The organism is Protofrankia sp. Cr2 (assembly GCF_963555885.1).
Lineage (GTDB): Bacteria > Actinomycetota > Actinomycetes > Frankiales > Frankiaceae > Protofrankia.
On the sequence record NZ_CAUVXG010000007.1, the window covers coordinates 123,080 to 139,576 of the forward strand.

Sequence of the window (16,497 nt, forward strand, 5' to 3'; positions counted from 1 at the left end):
TTGCCGGTCGCTCTTAATCTTTCCGGACGCCGTGAGGGGAAATGAGGAGACGAAAGCCCAGCCGCGGGGAATCTTGAAGGGGGCGAGGAGCATGCGCGCGAACACGGTGAGCTCATCGACACTGGGAGCAGTTCCCGGTACTGGGAGCACAAATGCCGCGACCTCTTCTCCCCAGTGGTCGTCGGCGATGCCCACGACTGCGATCTGCGCAACGTCGGGATGCTGCATGAGGGCCTCTTCGACTTCACGAGGGTAGATGTTCTCGCCGCCGCGGATGATGACCTCACGCAGCCGTCCGTGGAATCGCAGCAAACCTCGACCGTCCATCGAGCACATGTCGCCGGTATGGAGCCAGCCGTCCGCGTCGACGACGTCGGAGCTGACCGGGGTGTCACCGACGTAACCATCCATGGTCATGGCCGATCTGGTGCAGAGCTCGCCGATCTCCTCCAGCATCGCGGTCTCGGTTGTGCCGGGCCGGACGATGCGGACGTCCCGGTGCGGCAGCGGCTGGCCGACGGTTTCCGACTTGTCGAGATCGCAGTCGTCCAGCCAGGTCTGGGCGATGCACGGTGACTCACTTTGGCCGTATCCGATGACCATCCGAGCGCCGAACGCCTCCTCGATGCGTCGGACGAGGACGGGAGGCACCGTCGACCCGCCGCCCAGCAGTCCCCGAAGGCTGCGAAGGTCGCGCGCGGCGAAGTCAGGCGCGTCGAGCATCGCCATGTACATGGTCGGCACGCCCCCCATGAAGGTGGCGTGGGAGCGTTCAGCCAGGTCCAAGACGAGAACCGGGTCGAATTCTGGAACGATCACGTAGTTTGCGCCGATGGCGAGGGCGGGCTAGCTCGAGCAGCCATTGGGCGACGCGGGTCGCCGCGGCTAAAAGTTCGGAGTAGGTGAGGCACGTCAGGGTGTCGCCGTCCTGCCAGCTGACCGCCGCGCGTTCCGGTCGTTCCCGGGCATGGGTGCGCAGCACGTCACCGATGTTCGTCTCCAGCCACTCGGCGCTGGTGTCGGCTGGCCATTGCGCACTGGGACCGACCCGCTGCGGGTGGTGCCGGGACGCCGCCGGCGTCTGGTCGTCGGTCATGAATTGCCCCTCCGGTGGTTTCCGTCCGAGCTCGGAGCCGTGGCGCCCAGGGTCACGCGGCACGACGCACTGAACCGCGTCCCCCGTCCATCGGGCAGCTCGCCCAGCTCACCCACGGCGGGCCGCCCATGCGGCCGGTGAAGTCCTGCTCGATCACGCCTGCGCCCTTGTCGCTACCCGGCCGAGCTCGGCGAGCAGTGTCTGTGACAGCGTGATGCGCCCGGTGAGGTCGCCCTCGACCAGGGCGAGTGCGGCCTCGGCCATCACCGACTCGTCCTCGAGAACAAAGTCGTCGACCAGGTCGTGGGCACCCGCACCGGGCGTGGCGACGTTGTCGAGCGGCGCCAGCGCGTTGGCGCGAACGCCGTGAGCGTGGCCCTCGACGGCGAGCGCCAGCTTGTCCTTTATAACATATCTGCCGTCTTACGAATATGGGTTCGCGAGCGCCGTGCCAACGTCGCACAGCAGGTAGGTTATATACTGGCTATGAGGCTGCCCTGGCTGCGCACGGCCCAAAATCCGCAATCTGTTCGAATGCTGCCACAGGAGGAGTGTCGTCGTGCCCAAGGTGGTCGATCACGACGAGCGGCGTCGCGAGGTCGCCCAAGTAGTGCTGCGCTGTATCGCGCGTGACGGCGTGGACGGAGCCACCCTGCGCAGCGTGGCCCGGGAGTCGGGCTGGTCAACCGGCGTCCTCCACCACTACTTCCGCGATAAAGACGAGCTGGTGGCGGCTGCGCTGCAGCTGCTGCACGAGCGGTCAGCCCAGCGCTACCAGCAGAGTCTCGAAGCGCCGACCGGGCGGGAGGCGCTGCGTCGATTGCTGCTGGACCAAATGCCCATGAACGGAGAACAGGTGGAGGAGTGGGCGGCATGGGTCCAGTTCTGGGGCTACGCAGCCGCCCACCCCGAGCTCGCCGCGGAGATCAATCGAGCCTGGGGCGAATGGAGGAAGTCGCTCGAGCATCTGATCCAGAGCGGCCAGGCGGACGGCTCCATCGATACTGACCTTGACGCCGCCGAAGAAGCGGCCGGCATCGCGGCGATGATAGACGGGGTCGGCGTACGCGCCCTCTACGCGGGTTCCTCGACCGGCCACAAGAAGGTCTCACCGCAGTGGCTCGGCGACCACATGACTCAGCTGATCATGAGCCGCATGACACCGCAGCCCGGAACCCCCGAGCCGAGCGCGGCCGGCCGGAAGCGAACATCGATAGCCTGATCGACGCGTGAGGCTTCAGCATCGCTGTGCGCCAAGTCGGTCATGAGGCTGCTCTTGCAGGGGTGACGATCACCCTGCCTGTCGTCTCGCCCGCGAGGATGCGGCTCAACTCGATGTCGAGCTGCTCCAGCGAGATCTCGTGGACCATGTCCTCCATCGCGACCGGTCTGAGGTCGTTGGCCAGCCGGTCCCAGACGCTGCGCCGTTGGTCGATGGGCAGGTTGACCGAGTCGATCCCGACGAGGGTGACGCCACGCGTGATGAACGGCAGCACAGACGTGGGGAGTCCTGACCCGCCGGTGAGACCGGTCGCGGCGGCGACACCAGAGGGATGGAGCTGGGCAAGGACGTTGGCGAGCGTGTGTCCACCAACAGCATCGACGCACGCGGCCCAGCGCGGCCGCCGCAGTAGACGGCCGTCGGGGTCGGACAGCTGGGCACGGGGAAGCACCTCTGCGGCGCCGAGCTTCCGCAGGTAGGGCTCAGCCGCGGGGGTGCCCGTGCTTGCGACGACCGTGAAGCCGCGCCGGGCCAGCAGGTCGACGGCCATGCTGCCGACGCCACCGCTCGCGCCCGTGACGAGAATCGGCCCCGACCCCGGCTCGATGCCATGGTTCTCCAGAGCGATGACGGACAACGCGGCCGTGAACCCGGCCGTGCCGATGATCATTGCTTCCCGTGCTGTGAGTCCTACGGGAAGCGACACGATCCACTCCGCTGGCACCCGGGCGCGTTCTGCGTAACCGCCGTGCTGGGATGTGCCGATGGCATAGCCGTGCGCCAGCACCGCATCGCCCGGAGCGAGCCAGGAAACGTCACTTTCCAAAACGACTCCGGCGAGGTCAATGCCCGGCACGAGCGGTGAGATGCCGGCCACCTGGCCGCCCCGGATCGTCGCCAGCGCGTCCTTGTAGTTCACACTCGAGGCCTGCACGTCGATGAGCACGCCCGCGGCAGCAAGGTCGCTGATGTCGAGTTCAGTCACACCGCGGTTGACTCTGGTGTCCTGCTCGGTGGCGACGAACGCCCGGAACCTAGAGATGCTCACCAATGCCCTCTCATCAGGTCAAGCGTGTTGTCGCGCAGGATCCGGCGCTTGGCGGCCGCGTCGAGGCCGCTGACCAGGGGAACGAAGTCGGCTGGCTCTGCGATGCCTTCCGCGTGGGGGTAGTCCGAGCCAAACAGGATGGCTTCAGCGCCGATCTCGCCGATGAGGGTCTCGAGGTCGTCTTCGTGGAACGGCGTGACGCGCACGTGCTCTTTGAAGATCTCGCTCGGCCGGCCCACAACATGCCCGCCGATCCAGGGGCCGTTGCGGCCCATGCCCTTCTTCTTGTCCATCGAGTGAAGCAGGTAGGGGACCCATGCGGATCCGTTCTCGATGGTGAGAACCCGAAGATCAGGGAACCGGCCGAAGAGGTTGTGAAAGACCAGAGCGGCGATCGTGTCCATGATGGGACGTTCGACCATGAAGTTGCACCACTGGAACGCACTCGCGCGGTAGGCGCTCGGGTTCGGGTTCTCGCCCCAGGAGGCTGAGTAGAGCTCGTTGAAACCCGCCTCGCCGACATGGAAGATCACCCCGACTCGCGCTTCTGCGAGTCGGGCCCACGCGGCGTCGAAGTCGGGGTGCGCCGGCGACTTGCCCCCTACCGGTCCGGGCTTCATGACGACGAATCGGGCACCGGCCGCGAGAACCTGCTCGATCTGCACGACCGCACTCTCGACGTCGAGCAACGAGATGAGCGCGGGTGAGAAGATCCGGTCAAGGTAGGCAAAGCCCCAGTTCTCTTCAAGCCACCGGTTGAACGCGTTCAGGTTGGCGTAGGTGGCGACCGGATCGCCCTTCATGAAGTGCTCGACCGTGACACCCAGAGTCGGCAACATGATCACCGATTGCACGCCCTGCCGGTCCATCAGAGCGATCCGAGCGTCGCGGTTTTGCCAGGCCGGATCCATCGGCATGAACGCCGCGGTCGCTGAGAAGTCCGGATGCCCTGCGCTGCCCACCGAGTCCGGCGTCTCGCGGTAGCGGTCCCGAAGCATGGACGCTAACGCGCCGGGACGTACCTGGGTCTCGGCGAAGGGCTCTTCGAGATAGGTGAAGCGGCGTCCCGCCACGAGGTACTGGTTTTCGCCATCGACCGTCTCTGCGTGAAAGGCAAGGTCGCGCTTGGTCGGATCGATGTACGCACTGAAGCAGTCAGCTGGCTCGTAGAAGTGGTTGTCGGCGTCCACGAGCAGGTAGCCAAGGCTGCCCGGATCATGGGTCACTGCAGGCATCAGTGCTCCTTCGTCGTCGCGTCAAGCGGGAGAGGCAGAAGTATTGTCGGCACGCCGCTCCCGCCCGGGCCTGGGGAGAGTACCCGGGAGCGGATGTTGGTCAGCCACCCCAGCTGTTCCAGAACGTCACCGCCTCGGCGGGGCCGCGGGCTGCGGGCTTGAAGTCGCTGCCGATGGTATAGGCGACAGGAATCAAGGCGATCTGCGTGACGTTCCCGGGGATGCCGAGCAGCTCAGCGGTCTCCTTCTCCTTGACCAGATGCAATGACGTCCAGGCCGAGCCCAGGCCCCTGGCCCGCAGGGCGAGCATGAAGCTCCACGTTGCTGGGATGATGGATGCGTAGTGCGCGGCAGCGACGGAATTGTCCGCGCCGTCAACGCGACCCTCGATGCATGGGATGACGTGCACTGGGACCCGCTCGAGGTTCTCGCTGAGGTAAAGCGCGCTGTCATACACCCGCCGCATCTGGAGATCGCTTCCGGGCACCTGGGCGGCCTTCTTATGGAGATATGCATCGCTTTGACGGTAAAGCTCGGCGAGACGGCGGCGCATATCGGAGTCGGTGATGACAAGCCACCGCCACCCTTGCCCATTGCTGGCCGTCGGCGCTTGGATGGCGAGCTGAATGCACTCCCGGATGACCGCGGGCGGCACGGGACGATTAAGGTCGAGGCGCTTGCGGACTGCACGCGTCGTCGACAGGAGGAGGTCGGCGCTCGTTACGTCGATTCCGGCCACCGGGTCCATCACCGGGCCTCGAGCTGAGCGACAGGTAGCCCGACGAACTCGACCATCACACCGTCGGGGTCGCAGCCGAATGACGCCCAGATGCCCCCCAGAGGGGTGCCCGGCAGCGGCACCCACACCGGGTCGGAGGTGGCGATGTTCGCGGCGCGCACCGACCCGACCGCGTCGTGGATGTCTTCGACCGCCAGGGCCATGCGAAACAGCCCTCGATGGTTGGCGGCAGCGTGTGCTTTGGCCTCGCCCGACACCGGCCGAGCAGTCGTGAGCTGCAACTCGAAGCTGCTGTCACCCGGGAGCCCGATCCGCTGGACCTGAACCTCGGCGCTCTGAGCGGCCTGCTCCCACACGGCTTGAAGGAGAGGCCCCCGGCGCTCGAAGCCGATCTGCTCGTACCAGTCGGTGGCGGCGTGCAGATCAGCGCAGTTCATTCGCACGTAGGCGAACGTCGCAGAGGCGGCGACGTCCGATTCGACCAACTCGATACCGACTCCGTCGATGTCGAGCATGACCGCTGCGACCAGGCGATCGCCGCCCACCGTGGTCAGCGTCGATGGACGGGCGACCCCACCCGCGGCCCGCAAGGACGCCACTGCCTCGGCGATCGACCGCACCTCGAACCCGACCGCCTGCATTCCCATGGCACCCGGATCGGAGTACGTCTCGCCTGTCGTGGCGGGCTTGTTCCACTCGACCAACTCGAGCGCAGGGCTTCGCCTGCCACCGCGGTGATCGTAGGTGAACCGCGCTTCGATCGTCGCTGTGGCCGTGTCAAGGCCCATTGGCCGCGCGTCGATCTTATCGGTCCTGGTGGTCATCCCCGTCCGAAGCCCCAACGCGTCTGTGTACAGCGCGGCGGCTGCAGCCACATCAGCGCAGTTGAGATTGCAGTGCAAGAAACGGGTCGGCCGAACCATCGGCGGCATCCCTTCAATCCAGCCGGGTAGCTGCGATCGGTGCACGAAACTGCAGCGGCCCTCTCAATGATGTCCAGGCAATCTGCTCGGAGCTCCTGCACCGAGCGGTAGGGGCCTCGGAACAACAGGCCGCCGAGCGAAGGCTGGGTCAGCCACCAAAGCCGGCCGGATCTGGTGCGTGCCACCACCACGAACGGCTGGTGTCGGGTCGGCTGCGCGGATGCGGCACATGATCCGGACGTCGCCCGGCCTGTACAGCTGAAGACTTTGATCAAGGCTGCCCGTTCCCTCTCCCGCTCGCTCCGCAGAACCTGGCGGGAGCACCCCTGGTCCCCGCCGACCGAACGCCAGCCCGTGGGTGGCAATAATATAAGATACCAGGTGTTCTAAAACGAGTCAACCCAGGCACGGCGTCACGACACACGATCCGCACCAAAGTGCGGTTTGTGACACGTCTGGTATGTTATAATGGGCTAACCGGTGCCCGACCAGTCAGGTCGATCAGGAAGGAAGGACGATGGCCCGCACGGACGAGATCTTCGATGGCGACAACCACTTCTACGAGCCGAGAGACTCGTTCACCCGACACATCGAAGCGACCTACGCCGACAGAACCTTCCGAACCGAGATCGACGCCGAGGGTCAGGACATCCTGCTGGCCGCCGGCCGGCCGGTCCGACTTCTGGATGCGAGCATCTTCGACGAGGTCGGTCGGCCCGGTTCCCTACGGGAGATGCTCCTCACCATGAAGACGGGTGGCTCCGTCGGCGACAGTTACCGCATGGAACCGATGCGACCGGAGTACCAGGACCGCGACGCCCGGCTTGCCGTCATGGACGCCCAGCGCGTGCAGGCCTGTCTGATGTTCCCGAGCACGGCTTTGCTCGCCGAGCACTACCTGCGGGAGACGGATCTGCTCTACGCAAGCCTCCGCGCCTGGAACCGCTGGTGTGCGGAGGAATGGGGCTTCGCCTACCAGGAGCGCATCTTCAGCCTTCCCCAGCTGTCCCTGCGGGACCTCGACATGGCGGTCGATCTTCTCGACTGGGTGCTCGACAACGGCGCCAAGGCGATCCTGCTACCTACCGGCCCGGTCTACGGGCGGTCGCCCGGCGACCCGTACTTCGACCCGTTCTGGGCCCGGGTCAACGAAGCCGGCGTCACGGTCGTCTATCACATCTCCGAACCCGCCATGAGCTACACCGAGCGGCGGTCGCCGGACTGGGGCCAGCAACCCGAGCCGACATTCTACACGCAGTCGGCCTGGCAGTGGACGTTCACCTACGGCGACCAACCTGTCATGGAGACGCTCGCCGCGCTTGTCTTCGACAACCTCTTCGCCCGCTTCCCGAACATCAAGGTGCTCAGCGCCGAGCACGGGTGCGAATGGGTACCGCCTCTGTTGCGACGCATGGACAAGATGCGGGGGCTGGGCCGCAACGGTCCGTGGGTCGGCGGACCACTTCCCGCGAGGCCGAGCGAGATCTTCCTCGAGCACGTCCGCGTCACGCCTTACCCCGAAGACGACGTCACCGCGGTGGTCCAACGGCTGGGTCCGGACCTCATCGTCGCCGGCTCCGACTACCCCCATCCGGAGGGGCTCGCGGAGCCTGCGTCGTTCGAGCAGCTGCTGCAGAACCTGCCCGCCGACCAAAGACGCAAGTTGCTGCGGGACAATGGGCTGCAGCTCGTGGGGCTCGCGACCGCTCCGGCCTAGATTCCGCACGCTCACGAGACGGAGGGGTACGTGGACCAACACGAGCCGGGCACGGTGGTGACGGGCCCACCGGGAGCGACCGTCGAATTCGACCATCACGACAACGAACTGCGCGGTCGCGTCGCCATCGTCACCGGCGCCAGTCGCGGGATCGGAGCGGCAACCGCGCGACGCCTCGCGATGTCCGGAGCCTGCGTGGTCCTCGCGTCGCGTTCGCGCGATTCGCTCAGCCAGGTCGCCGAGACCATCCACTCGGCAGGCGGCACGGCCGTCGTGGTGCCCACCGACGTGCGCGACACCTCCGCGCTGGACTCGTTGGTCTCCAAGGCCGAAGAGCACTTCGGGCGGCTCGACATTCTCGTCAACAACGCCGGGGTCTTTCCGCCCGTCCTGCCCGCGGACCAGCTCACGGCGGAGGACTGGGCGGGGACCTTCGCCGTCAACGTCACCGCTGCGTGGCACCTGTCCTGCCAGGCCCACAAGGTGATGGCCGCAAGTGGGGGCGGGGTCGTCGTCAACGTCTCGAGCACCGCCTCGCTCTATCCGTCGATCGGCCTCTCGGCGTACTGCGTGTCCAAGGCCGCCCTGAACATGCTGAGCCGCGTCGCCGCCCTGGAGTGGGCTCGGGACGGCATCCGCGTCGTCGCGATCGCCCCAGGAAAGGTCGACACGGAACTCGTGCAACCGGTCCTGGCCTACCACCAGAGCAAGCAGCTCCCCGTGAACCCGATGCGTCGCGTGGCGGATCCCGGCGAGGTGGCCGAACTCATCGCCTTCGTCGCCAGCGACCGGGCTGCCTACATGACCGGCAACCTCGTCACGTTCGACGGCGGTGAGACGGCCGGGGCGGGTGCCGCCGGGGCGAACTAACCACACCCGCGCGAGGATGTCGTAACTCGCCAACGAAGGATAGCTACATGGCGCTCAACCCCGCTCGGCTCGATATGTTCCTGCGGCGTGTCCGACTCGAGGTCGAGCACGGCCCGCTGCCGTCGGCGCAGGTCGCCGTCGCGCACGAGGGCGAGCTCGTCGCCTTCGTGACCTACGGCGACGCCACGCCCGAGTCGCGCTACATCCTCCAGTCGGTCGGGCGCTCGGTCGTCGCCGGCACGGCGTGGAAGCTGCTCGACGACGGGCTGCTCGACCTCGACGAGCACGTGGCCGACATCATCCCGGAGTTCGCCGCCAACGGGAAGGACGCGGTGACGGTGCGCCACGTCCTCACCCACACCGCCGGCCTGCCCTTCGCCCCCCTCGGTTACCCGAAGATGCTCACGCGGGAGTCCCGGCTGGCGGCGTTCGCCCGCTGGCGTCTCGACTACGAGCCGGGCACGCAGTTCCAGTTCCACCTCACCTCGGCAGCGTGGATCCTCGCCGAGCTCACCGAGCGCCGCACCGGACTCCCCTTCGCCGACTACCTGCGCACGACGATCGTCGAGCCGCTCGGCCTCGGCTTCGTGCTGCCGGTTCCAGCCGAGCGCTACGAGGAGCTCGTCGCCGCTCCGATCGCCATTGACCGCACGAGCGACGACCAGGAGGTCGATCCGTGGGGGCCGTGGTACCTCGCCAACGCCGAGGTGCTGGCCGGCGGGGAGCCGAGCCACTCGCTCGTCGGCACCGCCGCCGACATGGCGATGTTCTTCCAGCACGTGCACCACTCGGGCGTGTGGTCGAAGGAGATCGTCGAGGAGGCGACTCGGCCGCACGTGTCAATGGCCCCGGCTGGCGACAAGCTCTATGGCGGCAGCGACCGCATCACCCACCTCGGCCTGTTCGTGACCGTGTGCGGTGATGACCCAGGGCCGTGGGCACCAACCACCGGGTCGCCGCGCACGTGGGGCAACGGCGGGGCGCCGTGCCAGCTCGCGTTCCACGACCCGGAGGCGGACACGTCGTTCGCGTTCCTTACGAACGGCTACCCACTTGCCGGCTACGATTATAGCCGCGCCGGCACTAACCGCATCATCAACATCGCCAACCTCGGCAACGACCTCGTCGGCTGACCGCCCCCACGCGAGTTGTGGGCACTCGATGTGGATGCGGTCGGCCGACGGCCAGTCGTCGCTCCATCACCTGTCTCCACTGTTGGCGAACGGCACCAGCCCGTGGGCGCGGGCATACCCGAGAGACGCCAACAGGAGCGCGCTCGCGCCGTCGACCACCCCGGACGAGTTCCCGGCGTGATGGACGTGCTCGAGCCTCGACGCCCGGGATGCCTGCCGGCACATGTCGTCGAAGGACTCCGTGGAGCCCTGGAAGACCATCAACCCCATCCTGGCGAACGACGCCTCGAGCTTCGCCAACCCCTCCAGCGTGGTGTCGGGCCACGGGAACTGGTCGCGGTGGAGCGCGATCGACCCGTCCGGGTTGCGGACACGACACGCAAGCCACCCTGCCCAGACAGGCCGGCTTCGTTACGACGGTTCGACAGCCGCCCGGCCGGTTGCATGATCGCGCAACTCTTCGTTGAGCCGCTGGGCTTCGACGAGTTGGTCCTCGAGGATGACGATGCGGCAGGCGGCCTCGACGGCGGTGCCCTGATCGACGAGTTCGCGGACGCGGGCAGCGATGCGCAACTGGTAGCGGGAGTAGCGGCGGTGTCCGCCATCCGAACGCAGCGGAGTGATCAGACGAGCTTCGCCGAGGGCCCGCAGAAAGGCAGGTGTGGTCTGGAGCATCGCCGCTGCGCGGCCCACGGTGTAGGCGGGGTAGTCGTCGTCGTCAAGGCTGTCGGCGGGTCTCGGTACGATTTCTGGGGCCATTGCACCTTTCAGGACACGTCGGGAGGCTTGGTGCCGTACAGCACCAAGCCTCCCCGAGCGAGGTTCAACACCGTCTACCGGCCCACTGCGCCGGCTATCTGTCTGCGCATCTCCACCAGAGAGGGCGGAGGCGTTGGGGTCGCAGATGCGTAACCGGGAACCACCTTCCCATCCGGGGTCTACCGAACTGACGCTCTCACTCCACGGGCCTTGCCGAACATCCAACGACGCGCGCGGTGGCCCCCGCTGGGCCGCCGTAGCGCTCGCACCAGTTCATGTCTGGCGCGTATCGCTCACTCACTTGGCTACAACAGGAACTCTAGCCGACGCAGTCCTCCATGTCTACTGCGACAGCAACAGATTTTTCTGCACGGCAGCCGTAGGTATGTTGCCGTGCCCGGACTCCCCCACGACCTGGTGTCGTGCCGACGATCCTGAGCGGCGCTCGGAGGTACTCGGTCGTCGCGGTGGCGGCCGAGCGGACCGGCGGCGGCGGCCGGGCCAGGATCGGGAGCGAAGCGCGACGGTACTGATCGCGACGGCGAGCCTTCATGAGGAGCTGGTCCGGAAACTGGCCCGGGTCAACGGCATCGACACGCGGACGACGGAGGGTCGCGGGCCACTCCGAAGACACAGATGTGGCGTGCTCGGGTCGATGGCCGCCGGTACCCTCGACCCATAGCTCTGCCGAGTCGGACACGATGTAGGGGGTCACGATGCGGGCTCCTCGTCGACGGCCACTATGAGGCGCGGCTGTGTAACTCGGGGTCCGGCGAGTACAAGGGGTATCCGATCCTTCCCGAGGAAGCTCCAGGGTGGCTTCCGTGAGCGTCGGGATCGAACTGCAGATCGAGTGGCTCGACGCACCGGGCGTACGTGCTCCTGAGCTGGCCGCCACCTGGGCGAGGTACCAGCTGTGGGTGGGCGGCAGCTGCGTGACGCAGGTAGAGGAGCCAGATGGCACCTTCCGGCGGTCGATCTATGGCAGTCTTTATCCGCTGGCTAAATGGATTGCTGCCAACTGGTGGCTGCTGGCGGGGCACATTCGTCCCTCGGCCACCAGGTCCGCGTACTGGACGTGGTCCAACCTGCGCCGGTACCCCTGGCTGCGCCAGCACAACCTGCGAGGCGCCGGGGACGGGATGGCCTGACCTGACAGTGGTGCCCGAAGGCGCGGTCACCCGGGTTGTCTGGGCCGCCGACGAGGACCGGGCGCTGGGGCCGTTGCGGTTCGCGTCAAGCGGACGAGCACTGGTCCGTTCCGACGAGGCCAGGACGCGCTGGCCGGCGTCGTCCAGCGCGTCCTGGACCGGCTCGCGGAGTCGGACGTCGGGAAGACGCCGCTCTCCGTGGAGTGGGCGGACATAGGAAGCGCGGACGAGGACGAGCGGGAGTTCTGTCTGGCGGCGGCAAGACTGGGCCTTGACCCGTACTCCGTCGACGAAGAGACCTCGACGGAGCTGCTGGCCATCGTGCCTGCCATCCCAGCCGAGCTGCAGGCCGACTTTCTGGACAGTGCGGACCTCGACACCCTTGACATAGCCGCTCAGTGGATCCCAAGGGCGTCCGAAGCGGCGGGCCGCGCGTCAGCGGACGCCGCGATGTCGTTGACACCTCTTCGTGCGGCGGTGACGGGTGAGCTTGCTGCGGACGCTGTGCCGAACAGCCCTGGCCTTCGGCGGCCATGGCATATCGGCTTTGACATGGCACGCGCGGTACGGCAGGCACTGAACGCCGAGGCGACCGCACCCTTCGACATATCCTCCTGGGTGGGTGCACAGGAACTTCAGGGCCCTGCGGGCGGCCTACAGGGCTTTGCCGCCGTCAGGGACAACCGGTGCGGGCTCGCGCTGAGTGATCCACCGAAGTTCGCGAGCGCGGCCGGGTCTGGTAGCCACTATCAGTCGTTCCGCCGCGCGAAGGCACTCGGCTGGGCGCTTTTCCGGCCGCATCGGCAAATCTTCCTCCTGTCCTCCGCCCACACCGGCGATGACCGGGTCGCGGGCGCCTTCGCAGCCGAACTGCTTGCCCCGGCCGAGGGAATACGCCGTGCGCTGGCGACCCTCGAGACATACGACGAGGACGCCGCCCTCGACGTCATCGCGAGCCACTTCGGCGTCTCACCACTGACCGTAAGACACCAGGTCGACAACCAGCTAGAGGATGTCTGACTTGTCGAAGACCTGCTGCGACTGCCGGCGGGGACCGGCGAAGGGCCGAACCTACAGATCCACGCTGTCTGCATCGCCGATTGGTGGTCGGGCAGTCATGGCGCGCAACAGCTGGATCAGGACACCGCGCCGGTGCTCGGCTAGGCGGCTACCCGACCGCCCAGCCGGCATCGACGTCCGACTCAGGGAATCTTGTACGTGCTGGTGAAGGCGACGTCATACCGGGTGTCAGCCATGGCGCCAGCGGCGCTGAAGCATCGGACCCGGATACCGTCGGTGCTGTTCCAGAAGAATGATCTAGATGGGTGGGTTGTTCGGGCTGTGGCGTTGCCGATGGTCCAGAAAATATGCGACAGCGTCCGTGCAAACGGGAGGCCATGCGTCGCTCCGGACAGGTGCGATTCGTATGGAGAGTGAGAGGCATACGCAGGGGCGCTCGCCCGCGCCGAGAAGGCGAGCGAGCGCGACTTCCTGCAACGCAGCCGGGATGTGATCAGCCGCACCTGACGGTGCGCGACCACGAGCCCGGACTGTGGCTAGCGGAGGCATCACACCAGGATGTCACCAAAGCCCCAGATCCAAGTCAGGCCGACTCAGGCCGTCACACGGACTCGTCGACGAGTGTGGTCCTCGACGAAATGTCGTCTTTTGTCACCGGAGCCTGTGGGGTTCATCTCTCGAAGCACAACACCGGGGACAGATATTGGTATCCCGGTAACACCGGGCCTAACGTAGGCGCCGCGGTTCTTGCTGCCGGGTGGAACGACCGCGTGTCATCCCTGTGGATTATATGATTACTGGTATGTGAGTGACGGTGGCCATCCCGAACGGCCACCGTCGTCATGCAGGTCACCCGGGCGGCATCGGGACGATGATTACATTTTTCCCTTCGTCGTCAAACCCGAGACTCGCACATGGACGTCCCTCAGCCCAGGGTTGATTATATCCACTTTCGTCGATCCGCCATGTCCCCAGACTGTGGGCGTCCAGCTCCTGCCGAATCATGGTGACGATGACGGAACGGGATTGGCAGGGAGCCGTGGCCACCGCCTCGGAGGCGTCCTCCTTGAACGCGGCAAGATTGGCCGCATCCTCGGATACCCCCGTGAACGGCCTCAGCCCCAGTTTCTGGCAGGAACCGTCCGAAGGAAAAACGGCGATCATTCCCATCGGGGTGACGCAGACCGCGGTTGTCGCTGGTTCAGAGATCCCGCTCTGCCGCCATACCGTGCGGCAGGCCCCCGCCGGATCTGCCACCGCGGCCGAGCCGACGATGCCCACATCACCATCCAGGTTCACCGTCGAATAGCACGAGACGGTCGTCGCGTCCGTCGCCTGCCCGCCTGGGAGCAGACCCCACCCTGCAGCCGCCAGCGAACCAGCTATTGCAACCGCACCTGGAACTACCGCCCAGCGCCTTCGCCACCAGGGCTTTCCTGCAGCCCTACCAGACGCGGCGATGTGCCGCTCGAGCAGCAGCTGTCGCTGTGCCAGCCGGTCGGGCGGGATCGACCGACCCGGTGGAACCTCCGGAAGACTGAAATCAGACATCTCGCATCCTTCCCTGGCCGCGGCCCACCCGCGCCGGCGTGGCAGGCCTACCGCCGCTCTCGGACGCGGCCACGACCGAAGGCCGCTGGGCGGCGAGCCGGGCACGCGCACGCGCCAGCCGCGAACGTACTGTTCCTAATGGAACACCTAGAGCTACAGATGCCTCGGCGTACGTCAGGCCCTCCACCGCCACCATCATGATCACATCCAGCTCGTCGCGTTTCAGCAACCTGAGCTCGCTCAGCACCCCGGCCATCTGACGTTCGTCGTCGAGCCGTCCTGCGACCTCGTCGGAACAATCAGGTTCTGTTTCGGGCGGTGGAAGCCGACGCAACGCCGCGTCGTACCGGCGAGCTGCCCGACGCTGGTTGCGCATCACATTCGTCGCCACCCCCAGCAGCCACGGTCGGATGGACCCCGACACAACGACCGCATCGGCCCGACGCCGCCACGCCTCCAGGAAGACCACCGACGTGGCGTCCTCCGCAGCGCTCCACGAACCAAGTCGGTGGAAGCAGTACGAGTAGACAGCGGTGGAGTGCCTGCGAAACAGACAGCCAAACGCCGCACTCCCATCACCCGCCGCGACCCGCGCCAGCAGATCACCGTCGGATGCGGAGACGGAGGCGGACTCACTCGACATCGGCTAGCCCCATGCCTCGTAATGTCCGCTCAGGCATGCCGGGTTCCCCACCAACACCGTCATCGCCGGGATCATCGCCACTGGTCACATCGCGGACGGCACCTGCGGTTGCCGCCGGTAGAGGTCCGAAACCAGGACAAACCGTGAGAGACCGAGTAGATCACGCAACGCACATAATCCACTCGGTCTCGCCGTGGGATGCGCGCGGGGCGAGCCCGAGGCCACCTCGATCACGCGGCGGGAATGGACCGGATACCGGAACCGGATGTCGGATGTATGTGTCAGCACGGCGACACCTGTCATCCGTATGAGTCCTGTGCTGCGAATGACCTCATGACGCCGCTTCGCGGTGACGACGCCACTGGCGAAGTTCGATGACGCGTGGTTCAGCGAGAAGGTGGCCGGGCCGATCGCGACATCCCTGGAAAAGGGCGAACAGATCGTGGTCACGGTCGGACCGCGCCGGCGCGATGCGGAGACTCAGGCGTTCGGCTGTGGGGTGAAAGTCGATAGGTCCACCACGAGCGCCTCGCAGCGGCCCCGACCCCAAGGCGTGGAATCGGACGACAAGGAAGCCAGCCGTCAGTCAAGGAGACGGTGACAGATGTCGTTCACCCGGAGGTGACCGTCAGCCGCGCGCTACGTGCCCGCGCCAAGCCCTGGACACGAACAATCGTATGGATCAATCGACTTCATGATCCCGAGCAAGAATGTGTCGAGCGTATGGGTGCCCGTAATGCGTCCTAGGTCGCGACCCGGGGCTTTCACGGGTGAGGATTCCGGTCCATATCTTGACAGAGTCGGCGACAGCGTCACAGCCGACACGGATGCGCGGACGGTGCTGCGGTGCGACGGTGCTCGAAAGTGGAGCGGCGTGGCCGTCGAAGTTGGACTTCCGCGACTCCTATTCGATCATCTGGCTGACGTGACCCCTACCCTGGTATGCACCCTTTGCAAGTGCCGACAGGCTGACGGTTTCGTAATACGTTCGGCGGGTGGATGTTCACCGGTCGGCACGCATTCCAACGTTCTTTTAGAGCGACCGGCTCCGTCGATGGCTCGACGGACTCAGGGCGCCGACGGCGCCGACTTGTCAACCGGCAGTGTTCCTCCCGGCTGGTGTGATCCGCGCTCACCGTCGTCAGAGCGCGAGAACCTGGCGCAGTCCCCGGTCTACATCTCGCATGAGGCTCTCCGGTACAGCGCCGACGGCGCGCCCGAGCTCGCCCTTGTTGAGAGTGACGATGGCGGTCACGTTGACTACGGAGTCGCGCTGCAGGCCGGTCACAGCAGCGGGGATGAAGACGTTGCCGGGCATGGTGGCCAGCGCGGTGTTCGATGTGATGACGGCCGCGATGACCGTAACCAACCGGCTCGCGTTGTAGGACGC

General features: G+C 66.4%; 18 protein-coding genes. 7 read left to right on the top strand and 11 right to left on the bottom strand.

Features of this window, described 5'->3' with window-relative positions:
• Together U9978_RS06175 and U9978_RS06180 are read right to left on the bottom strand one after the other, a co-directional pair.
• A partial coding sequence (locus tag U9978_RS06175) for a fatty acid--CoA ligase family protein (protein WP_322760075.1) occupies window positions 1–819 on the bottom strand: 819 nt, incomplete at its 3' end.
• Window positions 773–1,096: a hypothetical protein gene (locus U9978_RS06180; protein WP_322760076.1), complete on the bottom strand. Its 324-nt coding sequence runs from the start codon at window positions 1,094–1,096 to the stop codon at window positions 773–775. The genes U9978_RS06180 and U9978_RS06175, both read right to left, overlap by 47 nt.
• 559 nt (window positions 1,097–1,655) lie before the next feature.
• Between U9978_RS06180 and U9978_RS06185 the strand changes: the two genes are divergently transcribed.
• Entirely contained in the window at window positions 1,656–2,318 is a 663-nt protein-coding gene (locus tag U9978_RS06185; protein WP_322760077.1) for a TetR/AcrR family transcriptional regulator, read from the top strand.
• 40 nt (window positions 2,319–2,358) lie between these two features.
• Here U9978_RS06185 and U9978_RS06190 read toward each other — a convergent pair whose 3' ends face one another.
• The 4 genes from U9978_RS06190 to U9978_RS06205 all read right to left on the bottom strand — a co-directional run bounded on the left by U9978_RS06190 (window position 2,359) and on the right by U9978_RS06205 (window position 6,272).
• Entirely contained in the window at window positions 2,359–3,366 is a 1,008-nt protein-coding gene (locus tag U9978_RS06190) for an acryloyl-CoA reductase (RefSeq protein WP_322760078.1), read from the bottom strand.
• The gene (locus U9978_RS06195; RefSeq protein ID WP_322760079.1) at window positions 3,363–4,556 is read right to left on the bottom strand and encodes an amidohydrolase family protein; all 1,194 of its coding nucleotides are present in this window, start codon (window positions 4,554–4,556) and stop codon (window positions 3,363–3,365) included. Before U9978_RS06195 ends, U9978_RS06190 begins: the two co-directional genes overlap by 4 nt.
• A 145-nt stretch (window positions 4,557–4,701) precedes the next feature.
• A complete protein-coding gene (locus U9978_RS06200; protein ID WP_322760080.1) occupies window positions 4,702–5,349 on the bottom strand; it encodes a nitroreductase family protein in 648 nt (215 codons plus the stop codon).
• Window positions 5,349–6,272: a VOC family protein gene (locus tag U9978_RS06205; protein ID WP_416210864.1), complete on the bottom strand. Its 924-nt coding sequence runs from the start codon at window positions 6,270–6,272 to the stop codon at window positions 5,349–5,351. The genes U9978_RS06200 and U9978_RS06205 overlap by 1 nt, the downstream gene beginning before the upstream one ends.
• A gap of 508 nt (window positions 6,273–6,780) precedes the next feature.
• On the opposite strand from U9978_RS06205, the gene U9978_RS06210 reads away from it, so the two are divergent.
• Genes U9978_RS06210 through U9978_RS06220 form a run of 3 tightly spaced genes read left to right on the top strand, consistent with a single transcriptional unit; the run spans window position 6,781 to window position 9,983 of the window.
• Entirely contained in the window at window positions 6,781–7,980 is a 1,200-nt protein-coding gene (locus U9978_RS06210; protein WP_322760082.1) for an amidohydrolase family protein, read from the top strand.
• A 30-nt stretch (window positions 7,981–8,010) separates the two neighbouring features.
• Entirely contained in the window at window positions 8,011–8,850 is an 840-nt protein-coding gene (locus U9978_RS06215; protein WP_322760083.1) for an SDR family oxidoreductase, read from the top strand.
• A 47-nt stretch (window positions 8,851–8,897) separates the two neighbouring features.
• Window positions 8,898–9,983, top strand: coding sequence for a serine hydrolase domain-containing protein (locus U9978_RS06220; protein ID WP_322760084.1), 1,086 nt, complete (start codon window positions 8,898–8,900; stop codon window positions 9,981–9,983).
• Between the two features lie 66 nt (window positions 9,984–10,049).
• On the opposite strand, the gene U9978_RS06225 is transcribed toward U9978_RS06220, so the two are convergent.
• A complete protein-coding gene (locus tag U9978_RS06225; protein ID WP_322760085.1) occupies window positions 10,050–10,283 on the bottom strand; it encodes a hypothetical protein in 234 nt (77 codons plus the stop codon).
• Window positions 10,284–10,394: 111 nt separating this feature from the next.
• Complete coding sequence (locus U9978_RS06230) at window positions 10,395–10,742, bottom strand: MerR family transcriptional regulator (protein WP_322760086.1); 348 nt, start codon at window positions 10,740–10,742, stop codon at window positions 10,395–10,397.
• 824 nt (window positions 10,743–11,566) lie between these two features.
• On the opposite strand from U9978_RS06230, the gene U9978_RS06235 reads away from it, so the two are divergent.
• On the top strand, window positions 11,567–11,893 hold the full coding sequence (locus tag U9978_RS06235) for a hypothetical protein (protein ID WP_322760087.1): 327 nt from the start codon (window positions 11,567–11,569) through the stop codon (window positions 11,891–11,893).
• 198 nt (window positions 11,894–12,091) lie between these two features.
• The gene (locus U9978_RS06240) at window positions 12,092–12,913 is read left to right on the top strand and encodes a hypothetical protein (RefSeq protein ID WP_322760088.1); all 822 of its coding nucleotides are present in this window, start codon (window positions 12,092–12,094) and stop codon (window positions 12,911–12,913) included.
• Window positions 12,914–13,762: 849 nt separating this feature from the next.
• Here U9978_RS06240 and U9978_RS06245 read toward each other — a convergent pair.
• Both U9978_RS06245 and U9978_RS06250 read right to left on the bottom strand, forming a co-directional pair.
• Complete coding sequence (locus U9978_RS06245; protein ID WP_322760089.1) at window positions 13,763–14,464, bottom strand: hypothetical protein; 702 nt, start codon at window positions 14,462–14,464, stop codon at window positions 13,763–13,765.
• Complete coding sequence (locus U9978_RS06250) at window positions 14,457–15,107, bottom strand: RNA polymerase sigma factor (RefSeq protein ID WP_322760090.1); 651 nt, start codon at window positions 15,105–15,107, stop codon at window positions 14,457–14,459. The genes U9978_RS06245 and U9978_RS06250 overlap by 8 nt, the downstream gene beginning before the upstream one ends.
• A 349-nt stretch (window positions 15,108–15,456) precedes the next feature.
• On the opposite strand from U9978_RS06250, the gene U9978_RS06255 reads away from it, so the two are divergent.
• Complete coding sequence (locus tag U9978_RS06255) at window positions 15,457–15,708, top strand: hypothetical protein (protein ID WP_322760091.1); 252 nt, start codon at window positions 15,457–15,459, stop codon at window positions 15,706–15,708.
• Window positions 15,709–16,248: 540 nt separating this feature from the next.
• Here the strand turns inward: U9978_RS06255 and U9978_RS06260 are convergent.
• Window positions 16,249–16,497 (bottom strand): type II toxin-antitoxin system PemK/MazF family toxin (locus U9978_RS06260; RefSeq protein ID WP_322760092.1); only part of this gene is annotated, 249 nt, incomplete at its 5' end.

Bases quoted from the DNA above. Each gene is read 5' to 3' on its own strand.
- U9978_RS06180 (WP_322760076.1), bottom strand. From the start codon at position 1,096: ATGACCGACGACCAGACGCCGGCGGCGTCCCGGCACCACCCGCAGCGG.
- U9978_RS06200 (WP_322760080.1), bottom strand. From the start codon at position 5,349: ATGGACCCGGTGGCCGGAATCGACGTAACGAGCGCCGACCTCCTCCTG.
- U9978_RS06205 (WP_416210864.1), bottom strand. From the start codon at position 6,272: ATGCCGCCGATGGTTCGGCCGACCCGTTTCTTGCACTGCAATCTCAAC.
- U9978_RS06210 (WP_322760082.1), top strand. From the start codon at position 6,781: ATGGCCCGCACGGACGAGATCTTCGATGGCGACAACCACTTCTACGAG.
- U9978_RS06220 (WP_322760084.1), top strand. From the start codon at position 8,898: ATGGCGCTCAACCCCGCTCGGCTCGATATGTTCCTGCGGCGTGTCCGA.
- U9978_RS06230 (WP_322760086.1), bottom strand. From the start codon at position 10,742: ATGGCCCCAGAAATCGTACCGAGACCCGCCGACAGCCTTGACGACGAC.
- U9978_RS06245 (WP_322760089.1), bottom strand. From the start codon at position 14,464: ATGTCTGATTTCAGTCTTCCGGAGGTTCCACCGGGTCGGTCGATCCCG.
- U9978_RS06250 (WP_322760090.1), bottom strand. From the start codon at position 15,107: ATGTCGAGTGAGTCCGCCTCCGTCTCCGCATCCGACGGTGATCTGCTG.